20 protein-coding genes are annotated in these 18,089 nt (G+C 59.9%); 9 read left to right on the plus strand and 11 right to left on the minus strand.

The window, feature by feature from the left end; translation table 11 throughout:
- Positions 1–125: 125 nt before the first annotated feature.
- Positions 126–1,325, minus strand: a complete 1,200-nt coding sequence (tyrS, locus tag H0Z09_RS23020) for a tyrosine--tRNA ligase (RefSeq protein WP_186693743.1) — start codon at positions 1,323–1,325, stop codon at positions 126–128.
- Between the two features lie 210 nt (positions 1,326–1,535).
- Between tyrS and H0Z09_RS23025 the strand changes: the two genes are divergently transcribed.
- Positions 1,536–2,954: a peptidoglycan DD-metalloendopeptidase family protein gene (locus H0Z09_RS23025; RefSeq protein ID WP_076953358.1), complete on the plus strand. Its 1,419-nt coding sequence runs from the start codon at positions 1,536–1,538 to the stop codon at positions 2,952–2,954.
- 3 nt (positions 2,955–2,957) lie between these two features.
- Complete coding sequence (locus tag H0Z09_RS23030; RefSeq protein WP_186693746.1) at positions 2,958–4,049, plus strand: anhydro-N-acetylmuramic acid kinase; 1,092 nt, start codon at positions 2,958–2,960, stop codon at positions 4,047–4,049.
- 81 nt (positions 4,050–4,130) lie between these two features.
- Here the strand turns inward: H0Z09_RS23030 and erpA are convergent, their stop codons facing one another.
- Positions 4,131–4,481 carry an iron-sulfur cluster insertion protein ErpA gene (gene erpA / locus H0Z09_RS23035; protein WP_003176443.1) on the minus strand — a complete coding sequence of 117 codons (351 nt, stop codon included), beginning with the start codon at positions 4,479–4,481 and terminating at the stop codon, positions 4,131–4,133.
- Between the two features lie 165 nt (positions 4,482–4,646).
- A complete protein-coding gene (gene argC / locus H0Z09_RS23040) occupies positions 4,647–5,681 on the minus strand; it encodes an N-acetyl-gamma-glutamyl-phosphate reductase (RefSeq protein ID WP_003210935.1) in 1,035 nt (344 codons plus the stop codon).
- Positions 5,682–5,816: 135 nt separating this feature from the next.
- On the opposite strand from argC, the gene hemJ reads away from it, so the two are divergent.
- The 6 genes from hemJ (at position 5,817) to coq7 (ending at position 10,264) form a co-directional block, all read left to right on the plus strand.
- Positions 5,817–6,245 (plus strand): protoporphyrinogen oxidase HemJ, encoded by a 429-nt coding sequence (hemJ, locus tag H0Z09_RS23045; RefSeq protein WP_076953353.1) that lies wholly within the window; start codon positions 5,817–5,819, stop codon positions 6,243–6,245.
- Between the two features lie 24 nt (positions 6,246–6,269).
- Positions 6,270–7,232 (plus strand): nitronate monooxygenase family protein, encoded by a 963-nt coding sequence (locus H0Z09_RS23050; RefSeq protein WP_186693748.1) that lies wholly within the window; start codon positions 6,270–6,272, stop codon positions 7,230–7,232.
- A gap of 68 nt (positions 7,233–7,300) precedes the next feature.
- The gene (locus H0Z09_RS23055; protein ID WP_076953349.1) at positions 7,301–8,263 is read left to right on the plus strand and encodes a DUF805 domain-containing protein; all 963 of its coding nucleotides are present in this window, start codon (positions 7,301–7,303) and stop codon (positions 8,261–8,263) included.
- 63 nt (positions 8,264–8,326) lie between these two features.
- The gene (locus tag H0Z09_RS23060) at positions 8,327–9,115 is read left to right on the plus strand and encodes an SDR family oxidoreductase (protein WP_186693750.1); all 789 of its coding nucleotides are present in this window, start codon (positions 8,327–8,329) and stop codon (positions 9,113–9,115) included.
- Positions 9,116–9,161: 46 nt separating this feature from the next.
- Positions 9,162–9,500: a histidine triad nucleotide-binding protein gene (locus H0Z09_RS23065; RefSeq protein ID WP_003194682.1), complete on the plus strand. Its 339-nt coding sequence runs from the start codon at positions 9,162–9,164 to the stop codon at positions 9,498–9,500.
- Positions 9,501–9,616: 116 nt separating this feature from the next.
- Positions 9,617–10,264: a 2-polyprenyl-3-methyl-6-methoxy-1,4-benzoquinone monooxygenase gene (coq7, locus tag H0Z09_RS23070; protein WP_076953344.1), complete on the plus strand. Its 648-nt coding sequence runs from the start codon at positions 9,617–9,619 to the stop codon at positions 10,262–10,264.
- 85 nt (positions 10,265–10,349) lie between these two features.
- On the opposite strand, the gene H0Z09_RS23075 is transcribed toward coq7, so the two are convergent.
- Positions 10,350–10,772, minus strand: coding sequence for an OsmC family protein (locus H0Z09_RS23075; protein ID WP_003210947.1), 423 nt, complete (start codon positions 10,770–10,772; stop codon positions 10,350–10,352).
- Between the two features lie 246 nt (positions 10,773–11,018).
- Between H0Z09_RS23075 and crp the strand changes: the two genes are divergently transcribed.
- Positions 11,019–11,663, plus strand: a complete 645-nt coding sequence (crp, locus tag H0Z09_RS23080) for a cAMP-activated global transcriptional regulator CRP (RefSeq protein WP_076953342.1) — start codon at positions 11,019–11,021, stop codon at positions 11,661–11,663.
- Here crp and H0Z09_RS23085 read toward each other — a convergent pair.
- The 7 genes from H0Z09_RS23085 to rpe form a co-directional block, all read right to left on the minus strand.
- Positions 11,660–12,355 carry a lipoate--protein ligase family protein gene (locus H0Z09_RS23085; protein WP_186693752.1) on the minus strand — a complete coding sequence of 232 codons (696 nt, stop codon included), beginning with the start codon at positions 12,353–12,355 and terminating at the stop codon, positions 11,660–11,662. The two genes, crp and H0Z09_RS23085, sit on opposite strands and share 4 nt — an antisense overlap.
- A 158-nt stretch (positions 12,356–12,513) precedes the next feature.
- Complete coding sequence (trpC, locus tag H0Z09_RS23090; RefSeq protein ID WP_186693754.1) at positions 12,514–13,350, minus strand: indole-3-glycerol phosphate synthase TrpC; 837 nt, start codon at positions 13,348–13,350, stop codon at positions 12,514–12,516.
- The gene (trpD, locus tag H0Z09_RS23095) at positions 13,347–14,396 is read right to left on the minus strand and encodes an anthranilate phosphoribosyltransferase (RefSeq protein ID WP_186693756.1); all 1,050 of its coding nucleotides are present in this window, start codon (positions 14,394–14,396) and stop codon (positions 13,347–13,349) included. The genes trpC and trpD overlap by 4 nt, the downstream gene beginning before the upstream one ends.
- 9 nt (positions 14,397–14,405) lie before the next feature.
- Entirely contained in the window at positions 14,406–14,999 is a 594-nt protein-coding gene (locus H0Z09_RS23100; protein ID WP_076953335.1) for an aminodeoxychorismate/anthranilate synthase component II, read from the minus strand.
- A 10-nt stretch (positions 15,000–15,009) separates the two neighbouring features.
- Complete coding sequence (trpE, locus tag H0Z09_RS23105) at positions 15,010–16,491, minus strand: anthranilate synthase component I (protein WP_186693759.1); 1,482 nt, start codon at positions 16,489–16,491, stop codon at positions 15,010–15,012.
- A 70-nt stretch (positions 16,492–16,561) separates the two neighbouring features.
- On the minus strand, positions 16,562–17,380 hold the full coding sequence (locus tag H0Z09_RS23110; protein ID WP_186693761.1) for a phosphoglycolate phosphatase: 819 nt from the start codon (positions 17,378–17,380) through the stop codon (positions 16,562–16,564).
- Positions 17,377–18,051, minus strand: a complete 675-nt coding sequence (gene rpe, locus H0Z09_RS23115) for a ribulose-phosphate 3-epimerase (protein WP_186693763.1) — start codon at positions 18,049–18,051, stop codon at positions 17,377–17,379. The genes H0Z09_RS23110 and rpe overlap by 4 nt, the downstream gene beginning before the upstream one ends.
- Positions 18,052–18,089: the final 38 nt, after the last annotated feature.

Consider the following 18,089-nt stretch of genomic DNA (forward strand, 5'->3'; position numbering starts at 1 on the left):
TGAAGCAGGTCGCTGTCGAATCTCGCATAACTCTTTGTTTACCAAGGAGTTTTCCGTTTCGACTGCGCCGGAAGTGGGGCGAATTATAGACAGATATAATTCGCCGTCAACACCTAATTTCAGGTTTATTCGAATTTGAGCGTAATACGCGCAAATGCCTTCTTTCCAGCCTGACAAACGTGGGTAGCACCCAGCTCGTATATAAAGGAGCGGTCTACAACCTCACCATCTACACGTACACCGCCAGAACCCAGAAGGTCACGCGCGACTGCGGAATTCTTAACCAGGCCAGCCTTATTAAGGACGGCAGCGATCGGCATTGCTTCAGCAGCCGATAACTCAATCTCCGGCAGATCATCCGGCAGCTCGCCATCCTTCATGCGGTTGCCCGCCGCGCGATGGGCGTTGGCCGCAGCCTCTTCACCGTGGAAGCGCGCAACAATCTCTTCCGCCAGCTTGATTTTTACGTCACGCGGATTGGTGCCCGCCTCCACATCAGCACGCAGCGCATTGATCTCATCCATCGAGCGGAAGCTCAACAGCTCAAAGTAACGCCACATCAACGCATCAGGAATCGAAACCAATTTGCCGTACATCACACCCGGAGCTTCCTGGATACCTACATAGTTACCCAAGGACTTGGACATCTTCTTGACGCCGTCCAACCCTTCCAGCAACGGCATGGTCAGAATGCACTGGGCTTCCTGGCCATACGCGCGCTGCAGCTCACGCCCCATCAGCAGGTTGAACTTCTGGTCCGTACCGCCCAACTCAACGTCGGCACGCAACGCAACCGAGTCATAGCCCTGAACCAGCGGATAGAGAAACTCATGAATCGCGATCGGCTGGTTGGTAGAGTAGCGCTTATCGAAATCATCACGCTCGAGCATGCGCGCGACGGTGTACTGAGAGGTCAGGCGGATGAAGTCTGCCGGCCCCATCTGATCCATCCACGTGGAGTTGAACGCCACTTCGGTCTTGGCCGGATCGAGAATCTTGAATACCTGCGTCTTGTAGGTCTCGGCATTATCGAGAACCTGCTCTCGGGTCAGCGGCGGACGCGTGGCGCTCTTGCCACTCGGGTCACCGATCATCCCGGTGAAGTCACCTATAAGGAAGATGACCTGATGCCCCAGCTCCTGGAACTGGCGCAGCTTATTAATAAGCACGGTATGACCCAGGTGCAGATCCGGCGCCGTCGGATCAAAGCCGGCTTTAATACGCAGGGGTTGGCCACGCTTGAGCTTTTCGATCAGCTCGGCCTCGACCAACAGTTCTTCCGCACCACGTTTTATCAGCGCTAGCTGCTCTTCAACCGACTTCATAACAGACCCGCAAGGCTCAGATTCAAAAGGGAACCAACCATACAAGATCAGGGACTAATTACAAGTTTTGCCCTGCGAACGGACACCGTTCAGCAAGCCCAGCGTTCGCGAGCTTGCGCCACAGATGATTTGGTTATATTTTATACAGTTATTTCATCTTCATCATGTCATTCATCTTTTCCATTTCATCTTCAAAGTCAAAAATTACCTATGACCACTGAACCGTCTAAAGCGCCACCGCTTTACCCGAAGACCCACCTGCTCGCCGCAAGTGGTATCGCCGCCCTTCTCAGCCTGGCACTCCTGGTATTCCCTTCCAGTGACGTAGAAGCCAAACGAACATCCCTGAGCCTTGACCTGGAAAGTCCAGTTGAGCAACTGACACAAGATCAAGACGCTTCTGACGCGCAAGAAGCCACAAACGCTCCAGCCGAATCACCGTTCGCCCAGATAGAAAGTAGCCCGGAAGATACGCAGCAAGCCGCCCAGGCCCAGCCTGCACCCGCTGTTGACATGGCCAGGAATCCCCAGCACCGCGAAGTGATCGTTGGCAAGGGCGATACGCTTTCGACCCTGTTCGAGAAAGTCGGCCTGCCGGCGGCCACCGTCAATGAAGTCCTCGCCAGCGACAAACAAGCCAGGCAATTCACCCAGCTCAAACGCGGCCAAAAGCTTGAGTTTGAGCTGACGCCCGACGGCCAGCTCAACAACCTGCACAGCAATGTCAGCGATCTTGAAAGCATCACCCTGACCAAGGGCGCCAAAGGCTTCGCCTTCAACCGCATTACCACCAAGCCAGTGATGCGCTCCGCCTACGTACACGGCGTGATCAACAGCTCCCTGTCGCAATCCGCCGCGCGCGCGGGCTTGTCCCACAGCATGACCATGGACATGGCCAGCGTATTTGGCTACGACATCGACTTCGCCCAGGACATCCGCCAAGGTGACGAATTCGACGTGATCTACGAGCAGAAAGTCGCCAATGGCAAGGTGGTCGGCACCGGCAACATCCTCTCCGCTCGCTTCACCAACCGCGGCAAGACCTACACCGCAGTGCGCTATACCAACAAGCAAGGCAACAGCAGCTACTACACAGCTGATGGCAATAGCATGCGCAAGGCCTTCATCCGTACGCCAGTGGACTTCGCCCGTATTAGCTCGCGTTTTTCCATGGGTCGCAAGCATCCAATTCTGAACAAAATCCGCGCCCACAAAGGCGTCGACTACGCCGCTCCACGTGGTACGCCGATCAAAGCCGCCGGCGACGGCAAGGTGCTGCTGGCCGGGCGTCGCGGTGGTTACGGCAACACTGTAATCATCCAGCACGGCAATACCTACCGTACGCTGTATGGCCATATGCAAGGCTTCGCCAAGGGCGTGCAAACCGGCGGTACTGTGAAGCAAGGCCAAGTGATCGGTTATATCGGCACTACCGGCCTGTCCACCGGCCCGCACTTGCACTATGAATTCCAGGTCAACGGTGTGCACGTCGACCCGCTTGGCCAGAAACTGCCGATGGCCGACCCGATCGCCAAGGCCGAACGCGCGCGCTTCATGCAACAGAGCCAGCCGTTGATGGCCCGCATGGACCAGGAGCGCTCCACCCTGCTGGCTTCGGCGAAGCGTTAAGGTATGCCGCTCTACATAGGTGTGATGTCCGGGACCAGCCTCGACGGCCTGGATATCGCCCTGATCGAACAGCACAAGGAGGTCAAACTGATCGCCACGCACTACATCCTCATGCCGGATGCGCTGCGCGGCGAGCTGCTCGGCCTGTGCGCCAGCGGACCGGATGAAATCGCCCGTTCAGCCATTGCCCAACAGAACTGGGTGAAGCTTGCCGCACAAGGCATTCACGCTCTGCTCAATCAACAACAGCTCAAGCCCCAGGACATTCGCGCGATTGGCAGCCACGGCCAGACCATCCGCCATGAACCCGCTCGGGGCTTTACCGTACAGATCGGCAACCCGGCCTTGCTTACCGAGCTGACCGGCATCACCGTGGTCAGCGATTTCCGCAGCCGCGATGTGGCTGCAGGTGGCCAAGGCGCCCCGCTGGTACCCGCATTTCACGAAGCGTTATTTGGTGAGCACACCGGCAACCGTGCCGTATTGAATGTGGGCGGTTTCAGCAACCTCAGCCTGATCGAGACCGGCAAACCGGTAGCCGGCTTCGACTGTGGCCCAGGTAATGTCCTGCTGGATGCCTGGATTCATCAACAACGCAGCGAAAACTTTGATCGCAATGGCCAGTGGGCTGCCAGCGGCAAGGTCGAGCCGCAGCTACTCAACGCATTGCTCAGCGACCCATTCTTCGTAACCAAGGGCCCCAAGAGCACCGGCCGCGAGGTGTTTAACCTGCAATGGCTGCACCGCCATCTTGGCGGTTTACCTGCGTTCGAGCCTCAGGATGTACAGGCGACGCTGCTGGAGCTGACCGCCCTGACTATCGTCGAGTCGCTGCAGTCCGCCCAGCCTCAGACAGAAACCCTGCTGGTTTGCGGCGGCGGCGCTCACAATGCCACGCTGATGAGCCGACTGGCCGCCCTGCTACCATCAACCCAAGTCAGCAGCACCGCCACCTACGGCGTCGATCCCGACTGGGTTGAAGCGATGGCGTTCGCCTGGCTCGCCCATTGCTGCCTCGAAGGCATCGCCGCCAACCGCCCCAGCGTCACTGGCGCACGCGGGCTTCGGGTACTGGGCGCTATCTACCCGGCCTGACTGAATCAGCAGACAGCAAAACGCCGCTTGGCCTATCAAAGCCAAGCGGCGTTTTTCATTCGTCCCGGATCAAACTACCGGTCAGATCGAAAACGAAGACCCGCAACCACACGTAGTGGTGGCGTTAGGATTCTTGATCACGAAACGCGACCCTTCCAGACCTTCCTGGTAATCCACCTCGGCACCTGCCAGGTACTGGAAGCTCATCGGGTCCACGACCAGGCTAACGCCCTCGCGCTCAACGATGGTGTCATCGTCGGCTACATCTTCATCGAAGGTAAAACCGTACTGAAACCCTGAACAACCGCCGCCCGTAACGAATACGCGCAGCTTCAAGCGATCATTACCCTCTTCATCGACCAGGCTCTTCACCTTGTGCGCAGCACCGTGGGTGAATTGCAAAGCCGTGGGGGTGAAGGATTCAACGCTCATGCTGATAATCTCCCGGCGTAGCGCCGCCATATGCGTAATGGCGGGTATTATCCGCTTCTCCTAGAAAATCGGTCAACTATTGTTACGGTATATCAATCTGCGCAGCCGTCATTAAAAACACAAAAGGCCCGGTCAACGGGCCCTTTGTGCAATAGCTGCAGCGTCTTAAGGCAGCATGCCTGCGTGGGACAGACCCAGTTTCTCGTCCAGGCCAAACAGAATGTTCATGTTTTGTACCGCCTGGCCCGACGCGCCCTTGACCAGGTTATCGATCACCGACAACACCACGACGAGGTCACCATCCTGCGGACGGTGCACGGCGATCCGGCATACGTTAGCGCCACGCACGCTACGGGTTTCCGGGTGGCTGCCCGCAGGCATGACGTCGACGAACGGTTCGTTGGCATAACGCTTTTCGAACAGCGCTTGCAGGTCTACGGAACGGTCAACCACGGTTGCGTAGAGCGTGGAATGAATGCCGCGGATCATCGGAGTCAGGTGCGGCACAAAGGTCAGGCCCACGTCTTTACCGGCCGCGCGACGCAGCCCCTGGCGGATTTCCGGCAAGTGACGGTGCCCTTTTACCGCATAGGCCTTCATGCTTTCCGACGTCTCGGAGTACAGCGAACCCACCGCCGCACCACGACCGGCGCCGCTGACGCCCGACTTGCAATCGGCGATCAAACGCGAAGCATCCGCCAGCCCAGCCTCCAGCAGTGGCAGGAAACCCAACTGAGTAGCCGTCGGATAGCAACCCGGCACCGCAATCAGGCGAGCCTGTTTGATCTGCTCACGGTTAACTTCCGGCAGGCCGTACACCGCCTCTTCCAGCAACTGCGGCGCGCCGTGGGGCTGGCCGTACCACTTGGCCCACTCATCGGCGTCCTGCAACCGGAAGTCCGCCGACAGATCGATCACTTTGGTGCCCGCCGCCAGCAACTCGCCGGCCAGAGCATGGGCAACACCGTGAGGGGTGGCGAAGAACACCACGTCGCAAGCGCCCAAGGTCTTGATGTCAGGAACACTGAACGCCAGGCCGTCGTAATGGCCTCGCAGGTTCGGGTACATATCGGCCACGGCCAGCCCGGCCTCGGATCGAGAGGTGATGACCACCACCTCAGCCTGCGGATGCTGAGCCAACAGACGCAGCAATTCGACACCGGTGTAACCCGTGCCGCCGACGATACCGACCTTGACCATAAACCTGCCCTCAACGAACCCACTGGAAAGCGGTCGATAATAGGGGCCGCATCGTCCTGCGACAACCATCAAGGTGACGCGTGGACACCCGAGCCACTACTATCTTCGTTACCGTGAACCTGGGAATAACTAAAAATGCTCTATCTATGGGTCAAAGCCTTCCATATCGTCGCCATCGTCTGCTGGTTTGCCGCGCTGTTCTACCTGCCGCGACTGTTCGTCTACCACGCCCAAAGCGAGGACACCGTCAGCCAGGAACGCTTCAGCGTCATGGAGCGCAAGCTGTACCGCGGCATCATGGGCCCGGCGATGATCGCCAGCTTGATATTCGGCGGCTGGCTGATCTACCTCAATCCCGCGATCTTTCAATCCGGAGGCTGGATCCACGCCAAGCTGACACTGGTGGTGTTGCTGATCGGCTACCACCATATGTGCGGCGCGCAGGTAAAACGTTTTGCCCGTGGCGAAAACACCCGCAGCCATGTCTTTTATCGCTGGTTCAATGAAGTGCCCGTTCTGCTATTGCTGGCAATCGTAATTCTGGTCGTGGTCAAACCGTTCTAACGTCAATTACTCGGGGTCCATCCAATGTCGCTGCCCGCTCTGCTTGAACAACGTCTGCGCCTGCCCGTCGTGGTTGCGCCGATGTTTCTGATTTCCAATCCGCAACTGGTCCTGGCGTGCTGCCGCAATGGGGTGGTTGGCAGTTTCCCTGCCCTTAACCAACGCGAAAGCAGCGGCTTCAAGGCCTGGCTGGAGGAAATCGAAGCGGGCCTGGCGCCGTTGGACAACCCCGCGCCCTACGCCGTCAACCTGATCGTGCACAGCAGCAATCCGCGCCTGGAGGCCGACCTCGCGATCTGCGTCAAGCACAAGGTGCCGATCGTCATTACCAGCCTGGGCGCCGTGAAGGAGTTGGTAGACGCCGTACACAGCTACGGCGGCCTGGTGTTTCATGACGTCACCACCCGGCGTCATGCCGAGAAGGCCGCCGAAGCCGGCGTGGATGGCTTGATCGCTGTGGCTGCAGGCGCCGGTGGCCATGCTGGCACCTGGAGCCCATTCGCGCTGATCGCCGAAATTCGCCAGTTCTTCGATAAAACCTTACTGTTGGCCGGTTGCCTGAACCACGGCCACGAGATTCTCGCCGCACAACTGCTCGGTGCAGACCTGGCCTATTTCGGCACGCGCTTTATCGGCACCACCGAAAGCCACGCACCGGATGCGTATAAAGAGATGCTGCTCACAGCGCGCGCCGCCGACATAGTGCACACTCCCGCTGTCTCCGGCGTGCCCGCCAGCTTTATGCGCCAGAGCCTGGAAAATGCCGGTTTCGACCTCGCCGCCCTGCAAGGCAAAGGCGAAGTCAGCGGCGGCTCCAAGCTCAAGCCGTTGAGCGACGAGGCCAAGGCGTGGAAGACTGTATGGTCTGCCGGCCAAGGCGTCGGTGACATTGATGATTTACCCAGCGTCGATGAACTGGTTGCCCGCCTGGATGCCGAATACCGCAAGGCGCGCGAACAGGCGACTCAGCTACGCTGGCCACGCTGACCCAACCGTAAGGCCTGCCGATTGTGCAGGCCTGCACAACCTCCCTGATAACTGACAAGGATGCCCGCATGAGCGACAACCGTTTCAAGATTGTGTTTGATGGAGCCTTGCTCCCGGGTGTCGAAAGCACCACGGCCAAGCTGAACCTGGCCGAGCTGTTCAAGAGCGAAGTCGAAGCCATCGAGAAGCTCTTCACCGGCCGCCCGGTCGCGCTCAAACGCGACCTGTCCCGGCCGGACGCGGAAACCTACCTCACCGCGTTGAAGAACGCCGGTGTCGACGCGCGCATCGAAGCCGAACAACCCGTAGCCTTCAGCCTCGCCGAAACCCACGAAACAGATGCCGGCGCTTCTGATTTCTCTCGCCCGGACGCTTCGCCGTACGCACCGCCGCGCGCGGCCGTGGGTGAAAACCTGCCGGAGTACGCCACGCTCAAAGTCTTCACGATCAACGGGCGCATCGGGCGTCTGCGGTACCTGGCATGGACGCTGGTGCTGACCCTTGCAATGCTTGTGGCGGCAGGCATCATCAGTACCGTGTGCTTCGCCATTGCGACCGCCTCACCCACGATCGCCATTATTCTTGGCTCGTTACTGGGCTTCGCATTGTTCGTCGCGCTTGTCGTCGTGAGCGTACAAATCGGTGTGCAGCGCCTGCACGACCTGGGCTGGTCGGGCTGGCTGTACCTGCTGAACCTGGTACCGCTGGTGAACAGTATCTTCCCGCTGTTGCTGCTGGTCTTGCCAGGCAACTCGGGCGCCAACCAATACGGCGCGCCACCACCGCGAAACTCCACTGCCGTGAAGGTCCTGGCCTCGCTGTGGTTGGCGTTTATCCCATTGATGCTCATCATCGGGCTGACCCTGGGCATGAACGGTTACCTGAACCAACTCGAAGCCAACATGGACAGCAGCTACGAGAGCAGCGCCACCACCTCCGACGAAGACCTTGACCAGAGCGCGACCACCGAAGAAGACGAAGCGCAAAGTGCTGAGGACGCGGGCGAACCTGTAGACTCTCCAGAACAGTGAAGAAACGCCCCCGGCCTGTGATGCCTTTGTCACAGGCGCGGCGGTGTTGCGATGGAGAAAGGCATGACCCGTTACGCTCTGATCACCGGCGCCACAAGCGGTATCGGCCTGGCCTTGGCCGAAGCGCTGGCCCGTCGCGGCCGCAGCTTGATTCTGGTGGCCCGTCAGCGTGATCAGTTGGAAAGCATTGCCATCGAATTGACCCAACGCTTTGGCGTCGAGGTGCTGTTCCGGGCGTGCGACCTGGGCGAGCCGCTGCGCTTGTCCGGGTTTCTGCTGGAGCTTGAAGAAGGCGAACGGCAGATCGATCTGCTGGTGAACTGCGCCGGCATCGGCACCAGCGGGCCGTTCCTGGCCCAGGACTGGATGACCGAACAAGACCTGATTGAGCTCAATATCCTTGCCCTGACCCGTATGTGCCATGCGCTTGGCAATACCATGGCTTTGCAGGGCGGCGGGCAAATTCTTAATGTAGCCTCCATCGCGGCGTTCCAGCCGGGCCCGTGGATGAGCACCTACTACGCCAGCAAAGCCTATGTACTGCACTTCTCCGAAGGCCTGCGCGAAGAACTGAAGAGTTGCGGCATCAAGGTCTCGGTCCTCTGCCCCGGCCCAACCCATACGGCATTCTTCGGCACCGCACAAATGGACACCGCCAAGCTCGATCGCAGCCAACAGCTGATGAGCCCCGAAGAAGTGGCGCTCTTTACTGTGCGCGCCCTGGAAAAGAACAAAGCCATCATTATTCCCGGCCGGCGCAATCGCTGGATCGCCTTCAGCCCGCGGTTCAGCCCGCGCTGGCTGACCCGCAAGATCGCCGGCGCCATCAACAAAGCCTATTGCCCGCGCTGACGGGCTCAGTACACTCAACCTGCCTACTCATAATGGAGAAACAGCTGTGGATACTCTGTTCACCAAGATCATCAACAGAGAAATACCCGCGAAGATTATCTACGAAGACGACCAAGTGCTGGCCTTCCACGATATCGCTCCCCAAGCCCCTGTGCATTTTCTGGTCATTCCGAAGAAACCTATCCGCACCCTGAACGATCTGACGGAAGACGATAAAGCCCTGGCCGGCCATATCCTGTTCACCGCCCAGCGCCTCGCCGTCGAGCAGGGCTGCGAAAAGGGTTTTCGTGTGGTGATGAACTGCAACGAAGACGGGGGGCAGACCGTTTATCACATTCATATGCATGTGCTGGGTCAGCGTCAGATGAATTGGCCGCCGGGCTGATAAGCCCTCGGGCAAAGGTCGCGGCCCAGCGCTGCGAGCGCATGCCCTGACTCAGCGCAAACGCTTGTCCTTCTCTTGCGGTAAACTGGCCGCCGAGATTCTTTCCGGAGGTCAGCATGACTACCCAACGTCACTACTCGCCGATTGACCGTCTGTTGCTGCAAGCCGACATGGCCATGCGCACACTGCTGCCATTCAGTGGCCAGCCCTACCGCCCCTCACCCGCCATCGTGCAACCCGACGCTCAGATGAGCGAGACCGAGACCCGCCACGTCGCGGGGCTGATGCGCATCAACCACACCGGCGAAGTCTGTGCCCAGGCGCTGTATCAAGGCCAGGCACTGACCGCCAAGCTGCCGCAGGTGCGTGCAGCCATGGAGCATGCCGCCGAGGAAGAAGTCGACCATCTGGCCTGGTGCGAGCAGCGTATTCACCAACTCGGCAGCCATACCAGCGTGCTGAATCCGCTGTTTTATGGCTTATCGTTTGGCATCGGCGCCGCTGCCGGCCTGATCAGCGACAAGGTCAGCCTGGGTTTTGTCGCCGCCACCGAGCATCAGGTGTGCAAGCACCTGGACGAGCATCTGGAGCAACTGCCGGTCGAGGACGAAAAGTCCCGGGCGATTCTGGAGCAAATGCGCATCGACGAAGCACATCACGCAGAAAGCGCATTGGGTGCGGGCGGCTTCCGCTTTCCGGCACCGGTGCGGTTTGGTATGAGTGTACTGGCCAAGGTCATGACCAAAAGCACCTATCGTATCTAGGTGCATCGTATCTAGGTGCATCAGATCCCAGACGCAAAAAAGGGCGCTATCAAAGCGCCCTTTCTTTTGCCCATCGATTGAGCGATCAGCCCAACTCGATAATCTCGTAATCATGGGTGATGGCCACACCCGCCGCGCCGAGCATGATCGACGCCGAGCAGTACTTCTCGGCCGACAGCTCGATAGCACGCTTGACCTGCGCTTCCTTCAACGCCCGGCCCTTCACCACGAAATGCATGTGGATCCTGGTGAATACCTTGGGGTCTTCAGTGGCGCGCTCCGCTTCCAGGAAGGCTTCGCAACTTTCCACGGCCTGGCGGGACTTTTTCAGGATGCTGACCACGTCGAAATTGCTGCAACCGCCTACACCCAGCAGGAGCATTTCCATCGGACGTACGCCCAGGTTGCGGCCACCGGCTTCAGGCGGTCCGTCCATGACTACCACATGGCCACTGCCCGACTCACCGAGGAACATGGCTTCGCCCGCCCATTGGATGCGTGCCTTCATCGCCCAGACTCCACTGCTAAAAAAGGGTCGCCAGCTTAGCACAGGGCCCGCCTGCGTCAGCGTTTGGCACAAAAGCGATCAATAACAGGGTTTACCGGGAAAATTGGCTAATCGAGACAGAATGTGTCTGTTAAGCTGGCGCCAAATCGATGGCGTATTGCCACCGTTCATACAACCTGTATCAGTGCCGATACCGGTGAACACAACAACTCTAACTACTTCGCGCAGTCTTTTCGGGACACAACCATGGTTGCCCTTACTCCCCTACCCAAGATCAAGAATCTCGACAAACTGTTGATGCATTGCCAGCGCCGTCGCTACCCGGCCAAACACAACATCATCTGCGCCGGGGAACGCTCCGAAACGCTGTTCTTCATTATCAAAGGCTCGGTCACCATCCTGATCGAGGATGAGGACGGCCGCGAAATGATCATCGCCTACCTGAACACCGGGGATTTCTTTGGCGAGCTGGGGCTGTTCGAGCAAGCCGGCAAGGAACAGGAGCGCAGCGCCTGGGTGCGGGCCAAGGTCGAATGCGAAGTGGCGGAGATCAGCTACACCAAGTTCCGCGAACTGGCCCAGCACGATCCCGACATTCTCTACGCGCTCAGCGGGCAGATTGCCCAGCGCCTGCGGGACACCACGCGCAAAGTCGGCGACCTGGCCTTCTTTGATGTCACCGGCCGGGTAGCCCGTTGCCTGTTGGAATTGTGTAAACAGCCAGACGCCATGACTCACCCCGATGGTATGCAGATCAAAGTCACACGCCAGGAAATCGGGCGCATTGTCGGCTGTTCACGGGAGATGGTCGGCCGCGTGCTCAAGGATCTGGAAGAGCGCAGCCTGGTGCACGTCAAAGGCAAGACGATGGTGGTGTTCGGCACTCGTTAAACCGGCAGGAAGCTGGCCAACATTTGCCGATACCGAGTGTCCAGGCGGCTGATCGCATCTGGCGCGGCAAAGGCTTCGTGCAGGGCGATATGGCTGTCGGCGCGAACGCGCTGCTGCAGGCCACAGACCTCGTTGAAGCGATTGACCGCAGCGATCAGTTCTTCGCGATCGTTATCCAGCAGCAGCGCACCGTGCACCAGGCCTACCGGGCGGCCGCCACTTTGTCGCCAACGCTGGGCGGTGCCGACCATCTTGCGGCCGTTGAGGTTGACGTTGTAGCGACCGTCACAAAACGCCCCGTCGATTTCGCCAACGGAAGCATCGCCACCCAACTCGATCAGCAGGTCGCAGATCGGCTGGCATAAACGCAAATAACCGGTTTCGATACGATTCTGGTCGCCTTCACTGCGCGGCGGCGCGTAGACCAGGGCGATATTGACCGTGGCGTTCGACTGCGGCACCGGTTCACCGCCGGTTTCCCGCAGCAACACCGGCCAACCGGCGTCGGCCGAGACCTGGCTGGCGGTTTGGAACGCCGGCAGGCGACTCAAACGACGCGGCATTACCAAGGCTTGGTCGTTGGGTTGCCAGAACAGCAGGCCATATTCCTGCTCGCCGGCGCAAACGGCTGTCAGTAAGGCTTGCTCGGCGGCAAGCCCGGCTTCAACAGTCATCGACACCGGCTTAGTCATCAAATACCTGCCTATCTGAATCACACAAAATCAAATGTGGAAGCTGGCTTGCCTGCGATGCAGGCACCTCGATTTTTCAGTAACACCGAGGTGATGCAATCGCAGGCAAGCCAGCTCCCACAGAAGCCTGCTTCTGGCAGCCAGGCCGTGCCTCCGAATTAATCCAGTGTCGAACCACTGACCGCAACACCACGCTCAGGAAAAAACAGGCGCTGCAGTTCCGTCCCGGGGTTTTCAGCGCGCATGAAGGCCTCGCCCACCAGGAATGAATACACGTCGCTGATTTCCATCAGTTCCACATCGGCGCGATTGAGAATGCCACTCTCGGTAATCACCAACCGGTCGCGCGGTATGCGCGGCAGCAGGTCGAGGGTGGTTTCCAGGCTGACTTCGAAGGTGTGCAGGTTACGGTTGTTGACCCCCACCAACGGTGTGTCGAGGGTTTTCAACGCGCGCTCCAGCTCATCGCCGTCGTGCACTTCCACCAGTACGTCCAGGCCGACGCCCTTGGCCACGGCGGCCAGCTCAGCCATCTTCACATCATCCAGTGCCGAGACGATCAGCAGCACGCAGTCGGCGCCAAGGGCGCGGGCTTCGATGATCTGGTACGGGTCAACCATGAAATCCTTGCGGATCACCGGCAACTTGCACGCGGCGCGGGCTTGCTGCAGGAACAGGTCGCTGCCCTGGAAGTAATCGACATCGGTCAGTACCGACAGGCAGGTCGCCCCGCCCTTTTCGTAGCTGACGGCAATTTCGTGCGGCACAAAGTGCTCGCGAATCACGCCTTTGCTGGGCGAAGCCTTTTTGATCTCAGCGATGACAGCCGGCTGCTTGAGCTTGGCCTGGGCGATCAACGCATTGGCAAAACCACGCGGCGCGTCAGCCAGCTTGGCCTGGCTTTCCAGCTCGGCCAGGCTCACACGGGCGCGGCGCTCGGCCACTTCCTCAGCCTTGCGGGCCAGGATTTTTTCCAGAACGGTCGGCACACTCATCCTTCATTCTCCATCTTGAATACCGCGGTGAATGCTCCCAGCTCTTCGAGCTTTTCGCGAGCCAGACCGGTGTGCAGTGCATCGTGGGCCAAGGCGACACCTTCCTTAAGACTATAGGCATGGTCGGCCGCATAAAGTGCGGCGCCGGCATTTAAAACAATCATCTCAGCAGCTTTTTGACCATTCTCGGTCTTGCGACGTCCCAGGGCATCGCGAATCAATTCCAGGGACGCCGCCGGGCTTTCCACCGCCAGGCCGTGCAGGCTCTGGCTCTTCATGCCCAAATCTTCCGGCTCGACCCAATACTCCGTGATCTGGTCATCCTTAAGCTCCGCCACGAACGTCGGTGCCGCCAGGCTGAATTCGTCCAGCCCGTCTTTGGAATGCACCACCAGCACATGCTTGCTACCCATGCGCTGCAGCACTTCGGCCAACGGCCGGCACAGCGCCTGGCTGAACACGCCGACCACCTGATGCTTCACACCGGCCGGATTCGTAAGCGGGCCGAGCATGTTGAACAGGGTGCGCAGGCCGAGGTCCTTGCGCGGGCCGGCGGCGTGCTTCATCGCACCGTGGTGGGATTGGGCAAACATAAAGCCGATACCGACGTTATCGATGCAGCGCGCCACTTGCACCGGCGTCAGGTTCAGGTAGATCCCGGCCGCTTCCAGCAGATCGGCGCTGCCGCTCTTGCCCGATACCGCGCGGTTACCGTGCTTGGCCACGGTGCAACCCGCCGCCGCCACGACAAACGAAGCCGCGGTCGACACGTTGAAAATATTGGCACCGTCGCCGCCGGTGCCCACCACATCCACCACGCCGTCGAGGGTCTTGAGTTCGACCTTGTCCGCCAGCTCACGCATCACCGACACGGCGCCGACGATCTCGTCGATGCTCTCGCTCTTCATGCGCATGGCCATCATGAACGCGCCGATCTGCGCGTCGGTACATTGACCGGTCATGATCTCGCGCATCACATCGCTCATTTCAGCGGTGCTCAGGTCCAGGTGGCCGACGATACGGCTCAGGGCAGTCTTGATATCCATGAAAAGTCCTTAGCGCGTGCCGCCGCTCTGCTTGAGAAAGTTGGCGAACAGCTCGTAGCCCTGCTCGGTCAGGATCGACTCGGGGTGAAATTGCACCCCTTCGATATTCAGTGTCTTGTGGCGCAGGCCCATGATCTCGTCGACGGAGCCGTCTTCCAGCTGGGTCCAGGCCGTCAGTTCCAGGCATTGCGGCAGGGTTTCGCGCTTGACGACCAGCGAATGGTAGCGAGTCACCGTCACCGGCAGGTTAAGGCCGTGAAACACGCCCATGTCCTTGTGGAACACGGGGCTGGTCTTGCCATGCATCACCTGGCGCGCGCGCACCACGTCACCGCCAAAGGCCTGGCCGATGGACTGGTGGCCCAGGCAAACGCCCAGGATCGGCAACTTGCCGGCGAAATACTGGATGGCTTCCAGGGAAATACCCGCCTCGGTCGGCGTGCACGGGCCCGGCGAAACCACGATGCGCTCGGGATTCAGCGCAGCGATCTCGGCCACGGTCAGTTCGTCATTGCGCACCACCTTGACCTCGGCACCCAGTTCGCCCAGGTACTGCACCACGTTGTAGGTAAAGGAGTCGTAGTTATCAATCATCAGCAACATGGGGGAAACCTCAGGAATTGGGGGTCTGTTCAGCCAGCGCAACGGCGCGGAACATCGCGCGGCGCTTGTTCAGGGTTTCTTCCCATTCGAGGGCCGGCACCGAGTCAGCGACAATCCCGCCACCGGCCTGCACATGCAGCTCCCCGTCCTTGATCACGGCCGTGCGGATCGCAATGGCCGTGTCCATGTTGCCGTTCCAGGCGAAATACCCCACGGCGCCGCCGTAGACACCGCGCTTGACCGGCTCCAGCTCGTCGATGATTTCCATCGCGCGGATCTTCGGCGCGCCCGACAAAGTGCCCGCCGGCAAGATGGCGCGCAGGGCGTCCATGGCGGTCAAGCCGGCTTTCAGCTCGCCGGTGACGTTGGACACAATGTGCATCACGTTGGAATAGCGCTCGATCACCATTTTCTCGGTGAGCTTCACCGAACCGATTTCCGAGACACGCCCGGTATCGTTACGGCCCAGATCGATAAGCATCAAGTGCTCGGCGATTTCCTTGTCGTCGCTCAGCAGGTCTTCTTCCAGCGCCAGGTCAGCCTCTTCAGTCGCGCCACGCGGGCGGGTACCGGCGATCGGGCGAACCGTGATCAGGTTGTCTTCGACGCGCACCAGCACTTCCGGCGAGCTGCCCACCACGTGGAAGTCACCAAAGTTGAAGAAATACATGTACGGCGTCGGGTTGAAGCAGCGCAGCGCCCGGTACAGGTCGATCGGCGCGGCCTTGAAGTCGATGGACATGCGTTGCGACGGCACCACCTGCATGCAGTCACCGGCGAGGATATATTCCTTGATGGTGTCGACGGCGCGCTCGTAGTCATCCTGGGTAAAGCTGGAACGGAACACCGGGTCGGCCGCCGGTGGACGGCTGAGGTCCAGGCCGCGACGCGGGGTGATCGGCTGGCGCAGTTTGTCCAGCAGGGCTTCGAGGCTGGCCAGGCCGTTGTCGAACGCGTCGGCCTGGGACGGGTCGGCGAGCACAATCGCGTGCATCTTGCCGGCGAGGTTGTCGAACACGACGACAGCGTCGGAGACCATCAGCAGAATGTCCGGCACACCCAATGGATCCGGGTTCGGGCATTTGCCCAGGCGTTTTTCCACGTAGCGCACGCAGTCGTAACCGAAGTAACCCACCAGCCCGCCGTTGAAACGTGGCAGGCCAGCAATGGTCGGTACGTTGTAGCGCGCCTTGAACGCCTCGACGAACGCCAACGGGTCTTCAACCTCATGGCTTTCGATCTCGACGCCATCATGGGTGATGCTCACATGATGATCGTGAACGCGCATCACCGTGCGGCATGGCAGGCCGATGATCGAGTAACGGCCCCACTTCTCGCCGCCCTGCACCGATTCGAGCAGGTAGGAATTGGGTTCATCGGCCAGCTTCAGGTAGATCGACAGCGGCGTGTCGAAGTCGGCCAGGGTTTCGCAGGCCAAGGGGATGCGGTTATAGCCGGCAGCGGCCAAACGCAGGAATTCTTCGCGGGTCATGATATGCCTCGTGGCTTGAGGGTCTAACAGTCAGGTATGCAAACGCGCCGCGCAGCGCGGCCAGGATCAGTCAGGCGCGCCAACGCCAGCGGGCCAGGGCCTTGATGACTTTCATCCAGAGTTTGCGAGTGACCACCACGATGGGATTTCCAGAAGGGGACGGATCGATATCAGGCAACGTTATCTCAGCGCCAGCTCCCAAGCAACCGGGGATTAGCAGCCGCAGGTCATCAATGACCAGGGAAGGCGATTCTTCGGCGATCGGCCGCCCATGGTTGTAGCCGTAGCTGAGCGCCACGCACTGCACGCCCGCGGCCTTCGCCGCTTGCACATCACTGCGCGAATCGCCGACGAACAACGACTGCGAGGCCGGGATATTGGCCATTTTCATTACGAAAAACAGCGCCGCCGGGTCGGGTTTTTTCTGCGGCAGGGTATCGCCGCCGATGATCCAGCGGAAATAACGGCCGATTTTCATCTGGTCCAACAGCGGCGCGACGAAGCGCTCCGGCTTGTTGGTGATCAGGGCCATTTCCACGCCCTGCTTGTGCAGCCATTTGAGGGTGTCGCGCACGCCGGGGTAAACCACGGTCAATTCGTGGCTGTTTTCATAGGCGGCGTTGAACAACTCCAGGGCGTGCTCGGCTTCGACCTCATCGACACCCTCGGCATCGATATGATTGGCCAAGGCCCGGCGCACCAGCATCTGCGCGCCGTTGCCGACCCATTCACGCACCGACTCGATCCCGGCCGGCTTGCGCCCCAGCTTGAGCAGCATCTCGTCCACCGCGGCCGCCAGGTCAGGGACCGAGTCGATCAAGGTACCGTCCAGATCGAACATCACCAGCCGTGGCAACTTGCCGGGGAACAGCTGCTCAAAGCCGCTCATGGACGCGCCAGCGCCAATTCGGCGCGCATCTTCGCGATGACTTCCTGGTAGTCCGGCGCGTTGAAGATCGCCGAGCCGGCTACGAAGGTGTCGGCGCCGGCGGCTGCGATTTCGCGGATATTGTTGACGTTGACCCCGCCGTCGATTTCCAGGCGGATATCACGGCCCGAGGCGTCGATCAGCGCACGCGCTTCGCGCAGCTTGTCGAGGGTGCCGGGGATGAACTTCTGCCCGCCGAAACCTGGGTTGACGCTCATCAGCAGGACCATGTCGACCTTGTCCATCACGTACTTGAGCACGTCCAGCGGCGTGGCCGGGTTGAACACCAGGCCCGCCTTGCAGCCGCCTTGGCGGATCAGTTGCAGGGTGCGGTCGACGTGCAGCGAGGCTTCCGGGTGAAAGGTAATGTAGGTCGCGCCGGCGTCAACGAAGTCACCGATGATGCGGTCCACCGGGCTGACCATCAGGTGCGCGTCGATCGGCGCGGTAATGCCGTACTTGCGCAGCGCCGCGCAGACCATCGGGCCGATGGTCAGGTTGGGCACGTAGTGGTTGTCCATGACATCGAAGTGCACAAAGTCGGCACCGGCGGCCAACACCTTGTCCACTTCCTCACCCAGGCGGGCAAAATCGGCGGAGAGAATCGATGGAGCAATGACGAAGGGCTGCATGACGCACCTTTTTTGAGCTAAATCACGATGGCGCGCAT

It is taken from the genome of Pseudomonas sp. SWRI18 (genome assembly GCF_014268345.1).
GTDB classification, from domain to species: Bacteria; Pseudomonadota; Gammaproteobacteria; order Pseudomonadales; family Pseudomonadaceae; genus Aquipseudomonas; species Aquipseudomonas cedrina.